Annotated in this window: 6 protein-coding genes and 1 pseudogene; 3 read left to right on the top strand and 4 right to left on the bottom strand. The window is 60.1% G+C overall.

Translation table 11 applies throughout. The annotated features are described in order from the left end of the window. Window positions 1-153 precede the first annotated feature (153 nt). Together GWC77_RS26525 and GWC77_RS26530 are read left to right on the top strand one after the other, a co-directional pair. A complete protein-coding gene (locus tag GWC77_RS26525; RefSeq protein WP_367949121.1) occupies window positions 154-861 on the top strand; it encodes an ExeA family protein in 708 nt (235 codons plus the stop codon). After that, on the top strand, window positions 858-1,118 hold the full coding sequence (locus tag GWC77_RS26530) for a hypothetical protein (protein ID WP_254367191.1): 261 nt from the start codon (window positions 858-860) through the stop codon (window positions 1,116-1,118). The genes GWC77_RS26525 and GWC77_RS26530 overlap by 4 nt, the downstream gene beginning before the upstream one ends. A 216-nt stretch (window positions 1,119-1,334) precedes the next feature. On the opposite strand, the pseudogene GWC77_RS26535 reads toward GWC77_RS26530, so the two are convergent. After that, window positions 1,335-1,442: pseudogene (locus GWC77_RS26535) on the bottom strand (transposase); the annotation flags it as partial. 1,142 nt (window positions 1,443-2,584) lie between these two features. On the opposite strand from GWC77_RS26535, the gene GWC77_RS26540 reads away from it, so the two are divergent. Further along, the gene (locus GWC77_RS26540; protein WP_173262088.1) at window positions 2,585-4,036 is read left to right on the top strand and encodes an F-box protein; all 1,452 of its coding nucleotides are present in this window, start codon (window positions 2,585-2,587) and stop codon (window positions 4,034-4,036) included. Window positions 4,037-4,087: 51 nt separating this feature from the next. Here GWC77_RS26540 and GWC77_RS26545 read toward each other — a convergent pair whose 3' ends face one another. The 3 genes from GWC77_RS26545 to GWC77_RS29180 form a co-directional block, all read right to left on the bottom strand. Next, window positions 4,088-4,732, bottom strand: coding sequence for a hypothetical protein (locus tag GWC77_RS26545; RefSeq protein ID WP_173262091.1), 645 nt, complete (start codon window positions 4,730-4,732; stop codon window positions 4,088-4,090). A 9-nt stretch (window positions 4,733-4,741) separates the two neighbouring features. Next, on the bottom strand, window positions 4,742-5,644 hold the full coding sequence (locus tag GWC77_RS26550; protein ID WP_173262094.1) for a hypothetical protein: 903 nt from the start codon (window positions 5,642-5,644) through the stop codon (window positions 4,742-4,744). A 963-nt stretch (window positions 5,645-6,607) separates the two neighbouring features. Then, a partial coding sequence (locus tag GWC77_RS29180) for a hypothetical protein (RefSeq protein ID WP_217283420.1) occupies window positions 6,608-6,794 on the bottom strand: 187 nt, incomplete at its 5' end.

Consider the following 6,794-nt stretch of genomic DNA (forward strand, 5'->3'; position numbering starts at 1 on the left):
ACTACCGGCCCGAACCTGATCGAGCTTGCCCATCAACAGCACTATCCGCATACCGGGGTGTAACCATGTACCGTCAGCACTTCGGCCTGCGCTGTGCGCCACTGGACAAGGACTCGATCGAGCTGTGAGACGACGGCGCCATTACCCATCTGCGTGATCGCTTCCAGTGGCTGCTCGATAGCCCCGGCGTCGGTTTGCTCACCGGCGAGCCTGGCGTGGGCAAGACCGCCACCTTGCGCCACATCACCAGCCAAGCTCAACCCGCACCGCTATCAGGTCGTCTACACGGCCGAGACCGACTTCGGCCGCGTTGACCTGTACCGGGCGCTCGCGCGTGGACTCGGACTCGAGCCCAGCTACCGGCGCGCCGACCTGTGGCGCGACATCAAGCAGCGTATCGTCGAACTCGCCCAGAGCCGCCAGATCGTGCCCGTATGGATCATTGACGAATCCCCGCACCTGGCAGCGGAGTTCTTCCGCGATCTGCCGTCGTTCCTGAACTTCTCACAGGACGCCAGGGATCTCATCACTGTCTGGCTCGTTGGCCATCCGGGGCTGGCCAGCATGCTCGAACGGGCGCAGTATGCCGCGCTCCACAGCCGCATCCAGGTGCGCGTGCACTTCACCCCGGTGCTGGAGCGCGAACGCTTCTCCCAGCTCATCGCTCACGCGCTCAACGCCGCCGGCTGTACGCACACGCTGCTCTCCGATTCCGCTCTCGAGCAGCTGCGCGAGGCCTCGCGCGGGGTGCCCCGTCAGGCCGGACGCATCCTGCGTAACGCGATGCGCCTGGCCGTACCAAAGGGGCTGAACCACATCCCCGACGATCTCCTGCAACGCGCCATCGAGGAGGTGCGATGACCCGCAACGCGCCGCCCGCCATGACGCCCGTCACCATCGGTGAAACCATCATGTTTGCCTTCACCCGTAACGCCGGCATCGCCGAAATCGAGCTCACCGACGAGACCGCCTTCACAATCATGAGCATTCTCGACGATCTCTGGTTATGGTTCGACACCGTCTACGGCGACCAGGCTCGCCGCTATCGTCCACCGGAAGACGTCGATACCGGTGGCGATCCACCCGATCTGTTTGACGATCCACTCGATCCATTCTGACTTCACCGGGGCCCTTCGCGGCCCCCCGTGTGCATTGCAACGCACACGACGCCTGATGGCACCTCACTACGTGCCGGTTGCCGTCGCTACATCGAACTTCGTCCCGCGCTTTGCTGCATCATGTGCATTTCCATCGCAGCGCGAGACAACCCGCTTCGTCTCATCTCGAATAGCGCGGAACGGCACTTCTCGAACAAGCCGGGACGTAACAGCTGGCACGTCCAGCGTCGCAGCCACCGCCGCAACGCTCTGGCCGGCTTTGACCAGCCGAACCGCTTCCAGCTTGAATTCGAGCGTGTAGCGCGCCCGCGTCATCTTGCTCATCTTCTTGACTCTCCTTGCTTGAGTTTAAACGCTCAGCAAGGGATTCGTTTTGCGGGGGCAAGCTCAGACGATCAAGAAGCGGATGCGTGCGACGCTGGTGACAATTCGGGAAACGCTAATGCGACGTCGGCATGAACCAGTGCCCGTGGTAGGTCGGTGGCTGCGGCGAGTGTTGCAGGGGTATTTGAATTACCATGCGGTGCCCGACAACATGCAGCGGCTGGCTGGATTTCTTTATGAAGTCAGTCGTGCATGGCGTCATGCCTTGCTACGCCGAAGTCAGCGCAGACGCATGCCGTGGTCGCGCTTCCAAGGGCTGCTTCGGAAATACCTGCCGCCGTGCCGAATCGTCCATTCCCACCCGACCGAGCGGTTTCGCGTCAACACCTTTGGTAAGAGCCGTATGCAGTAATTCTGCACGTACGGATCCGTGCGGGGGGCGATGGGTAACCATCGTCCCTACCGCGACCGGTCATCCCATCCATTTATCACGAATTCAAGCACGCTGGCAGCGGCCCCTGCTTTTTATCTGGCAGGGCTACTGCTTGTATCGTCGCTGGGACTGATCGGCCTGCGAGGTGACGGCCGTCGGTGGTGAACAACGCATAGCTCGAGCGTCGCCGACATCAACTCGCGTATCGGATCCGGACTCATGGTGCCTTCGCGCGTTGCAGTCGGACTTCGCGGTAGCGACGAAAAGCGAGCGCCTGTTTCCGACAATGGGCCAAGCGGCTGTGCATTCTACTATCTGTCAATGTAGTGCGTCCTAATAATAGTCACCTGTATCGCACCCTCTCCGTTATCGCGACAAAACCGTTAAAAAACAGGAGGTCGGATTGATCGTAAGTAGGACGATAAACCTGATTGCGCCGGTGTTGCAGAAAGAAGAGGAGCGAAGCCGGGGGCACGTGCAAACGAATGTCAGTCCCCGTCACGTGGTTACCAGAATCAACGCCGATCGGGCATTGTCGCAATCGAAAATCCGTCGACCTTTGAAGGTCGCTTTCGTCCTAGCGCCCCTGCTCCGCGCATCAGTGACCACCATTGCATCGCGCCTCACGTCATTTCCCCTTTCACGGCCAAATCATTCGAGAACTGGCGCGGCTCTGCCAGGAACAAAGACACCTTCTGCGCGGTCGCTGTTGGGACTTCCTGTAGAACTGCAGCGGGAGATCTTTGACCATTTGACCGGCGATCCAGGTGAAATGGTCCGAGATTTCGATGCGTTGTCGGCAACGTGTCACTCATTGAGGGATGTAATACAGGAGGACAAACTACTACGCCGCAAATACAGATTGGTCCGTCGCTTGGGGCAAGCGGCGTATGCATGCATACGCGATTTTTATCTGTTTGCTGGAGCGCCTGACCTGAACGCAACGACACTTCCGGCCTGCGGGGCATTGCTGAGGCTTGTCGGGCCGCAACAGCGTGAAGGCATCGTCGCGGCAGCGATCGGACTTCGAGACCCATCGCTCAAGGGCCAGGCGATAGCGAGGCTCGGCGCGCATGCGGCCTTCCTGAACAACGCCCAGCGCGCCCGCCTACTCGCCGAAGTGTTCGCAATCACCGATGAAGTCAACCGAGCCCGTGCTATCTCAGGCTTGGCCGCCGGTATTGCGTCGCTCAGCGCGCCCCAGCGCGAGAAGCTCGTCAACGAAGCTCTCGCTATGACTTCTGAAGAAGCCATGGCCGTTGCCATTGAGGCGCTGGGTGCGAAAGCTACCTATTTGAATCAATCCGCTTGCGAGAAGCTCCTTGACGCCGCGATCGGGATGTCCAATGACCTGAACCGGGCCAGGGCGCTGCGCGGAGCAAGCGCAGGCGTCGCCGGTCTGACTGAGCATCAACGCGAGCGCCTCGTCGCTGCCGCGCTTGCCATGACCAATCAGGTTTTCAAGGCCGGGGTGATCGCCGTTTTGGGAGCGCACGCGACTCACCTCAGCGAGGCTGACCGCGACAGCCTGCTCGACGCGTCGCTCGAGCTAACGCTGGACACCGCGAAGGCCGTTGCGATAGCTGGACTGGGCAAGGGCGCGGCCAATTTCAGCGTACCGCAACGGGAAAGTATGTTCTTCGCAGCGATGGGTTTCCGTCTCTACATGGACAAGGCCAAAGCGATCTCCGGACTCGGCACGGGAGCGGCATATTTTAGCGAGACCCAACGCAACGCTTTCGTTACCGCTACGATCGGTAATCCTAGTCACTCAGAGGACATCAGTAAGGCCTACGCGATCGCTGGGCTGGCTGAGCACGCGGTCCGTCTCACCGAGTCCCAATGTGATGAGCTTGTCACCGCCGCAATCGGGCTCGCAATCAATGAAGCAAAAGCGATTGCGGTAGGTGGTTTGGGTGCAAATTCGGCAGATCTCAGCATCAAGCAACTCATCAGACTAGCCACCGCCGCGATCTGCATCACGGATGCTAGAGCCAAGGCTATTGCGATAGGTAAACTAGGTGCGGGAATGGGCCGTCTGCCAGAAGCGCTGCAAGACAACCTTGTGGAAGCCGCTATCCGCATTGACGATGGATACTGCAGAGCGATTGCCCTAGCAGGCCTGGTCGCTGGAATGAATGGAATAGCCGTTCCGGACTGATTACAGCTTCTCACCTTCCTGCGTTTGTCGATGTCTCGCTAATGACCGGCTCTACGAACGCGGTAGAAACGCGGTATCGGTTGAACGTCGGGCCGTCAGCGTCAACTGACCGCCAATGAGATTGTCGATCTCCCGCAACATGGCATCCTTCATGCCGAAGGGCGGATTCCAAGGCGTTTCCATAGGGTTCCGGCCGGCGTCCAGCCAGCGCCAGCCCGCGCGCCCGAACCGGCTCGCGACGACTTCCAGCCGTACCCCATCAGGAATTCTGCGGAGCGCGTCGGCCTCCTGCAGCTTGGATTGCAAGTTCGCAGCCCACTCGAGCAATTCGACGATGCCTGCCCGTGCAGGCCCCGTTTCCAAGAACGCACCTCCCCATGGGAGCTGGATGAAAAGAGCGATCGCCTTCCCGACGAGGTAATAGTGCATGGCCCAGCTGTTGGTGCCATAACCGTCAAAACCGACGACGGCGTAATCCGGCAGATGGGGGTGCGTCTCCACCTCGGCCAAGAACTCCTCCAGGCAGTACGGGCTTGACTGCGTTGGCCTTGTCGAGAACCAACCTCTGGCTTTTCGCCGCAAGGACACCGCCAGGCGCTCAGGCACGGGCGGGAAAGGCAGGCGTTCACGCTCAAAGAGCGCCAGGACCGAGGGCAGGCCGCCATCGTCACTTGATTCATTCGCTGGTGTATTCATCAGGGCATCCTACCAAATAGCATTTGCTGCCTGTTCGGCGAGCGCGTAATCACGATCGCGTGCCACGTAGCTGTTTTGGGCATTCATTAACCTTTGCACGGAAGGATTGCCCCATTGGTCCGCGGAAATGATCCGACCCTGGGACCTGAGCGTGCCGATATGGTCCTTGACACCCTTGTGACGCGCAATCGCGGCTTGGATCTCGTCTTCGCTGAGTTTATTTTGGAGCATTGCCCTGATGTCATCAGGGGTGAGTCGCTCGATTTTGTCTGCCGTTTCGATATCCACTACCGGAGGTAACGCCGTGCCTCGGAACCCAGCGCGCAGGTCGTCATCGGGGACCCATTGGATACCGTTTGGATCGGTCAACAGTTTTCCAAAGCACTGGTCGTTGTCGATCCCCGTCACCTTGGCGCGACCGTCCGGTTCGATGTTGATGAAATAGTTGTTCCCGTGGCGATCACCCTGGCCCGTCAGGTGATCGAGCAGTTGGAGCTTGGTCACCTCCGCGCAGACATGCGGGCGACCGAAGATGCTGGCATCCGCCTTCGCGGCAGAATGGCCTGCGGCCCTCTCCATCGTCAGGCCGAGGACATGTTGCCCCGGAACCGGGCTAAGGACGGTCACTCTGGTGTCAGCCACCACATTGAGACCCAGCTTCTTCGCATAAGCAAGCGTTGCGAGGTTGCGCATTGCGATTTGCGGTTCGTCTCTCGGGATGCCTGTTGCCTCAGCGACCCATCCCCGCTCCGTCTTACTGAGCGGTTTGAAAACAACGTCGATGTCACCTCGACCGGGGTGTCTCAACTGCATCGAGTAGGTACTGTTGCATTCACCCGAGCCGACCTTCTGCATCTTTCCGGTAAATTGCGCATTCCTGAAGGGAGGAAAGGTATCGGGCGTGAGCCTCAAGTTCGCCTGTTCGTAGACGGACCGCAGGTCGGCTGGTACGACTAGGCGCCTCGCGGCGGGCGCTGGCTGCAATTGTTGGTGCGCTACGGGGCGCTGCGGGGCGCCGAGCACCGAGTTTGCAGTGGCCTTGTTAGACGCGCCCAGGATCTGAGGAGCCTGCGGTGGCGGCAACGGGGGAGGCCCGGGCGGTGGCGGGCCGAGTGCAGGGCCGGGACGTTTGAAGGCGTTCGGCTGTGCGATTGCCGGTTTGCCGCTTGTATTGGGTCGCGGACCCATAGGGCGCTGCCAGGCGCCGATCGTCGGCGGCTCACCGGTGGTTTTGGTCAAGCCCCCCGGACTTTGGGGACGCGCATTCAGTCGTGCAAGGCCGTTCAATTCCGCGCCGGCACGCGCTAGCGGCGCTGTCCGTTCCTGGATAGGAACCACGCTCCTCTCGGTGGCCTCTCTCCCCTCTAGAAGGTCAACCGAAGGACCTACTGACGAATTTCCTCGAATCGGTGCGGTCACAACTCCCGTCCCTCTATAGCTCGGCCAAACCGTGGCTCGTTTCCACTGAGAGAGATTGCAATCCGCCGTTACCCATTCAGGAACAACAACGACGAAGAATAGCTCGTTTATGCGAATCAGGTCCGAGCGTTCCTCTACTGCGTATTTCGGACGAACGTGACCGGCCGTTTTGGGATCGTGACGGTACTGTCAACTTGAGCAAACCAGCCCGGCGGGGCTCCCACTTCGATGGCATTTGGGCGCCCGCCGACTGCACCCTGCAGACCGATTTGTCGCTCGGATTGGCGACCGTTTCCCACTTTTGACAGAAAAATTTTCGCCAATTCCGTTAAGTTGACAGTACCGGTCATCGCGCTGGTTCTGCAGGGCGGCTTTGTTCAGCAAGGTCACTTGCGCGGCGACAAGGTGTCGGGTAGAAAGAGCCGGTGATCTATCGGACTGGTGAGCTTTCATGCCTTACAAGGCGAGACTGAAGACGGGTAAGGCGCGCAAGCGGCGAAGCCGGCCTACGCGGTAACGAACGCGCATGAGTACAACGAGAGCCTGAAGCGGCGCGGGCAACTGAGCCTGTATGGTGCCGAGGGCGACCTGAAGGCGCTGTTCATCAACGACACGCCCTACCCGAAGGGCGTGTCGGGCCAGG

The organism is Paraburkholderia sp. NMBU_R16 (assembly GCF_013282575.1).
Lineage (GTDB): Bacteria > Pseudomonadota > Gammaproteobacteria > Burkholderiales > Burkholderiaceae > Trinickia.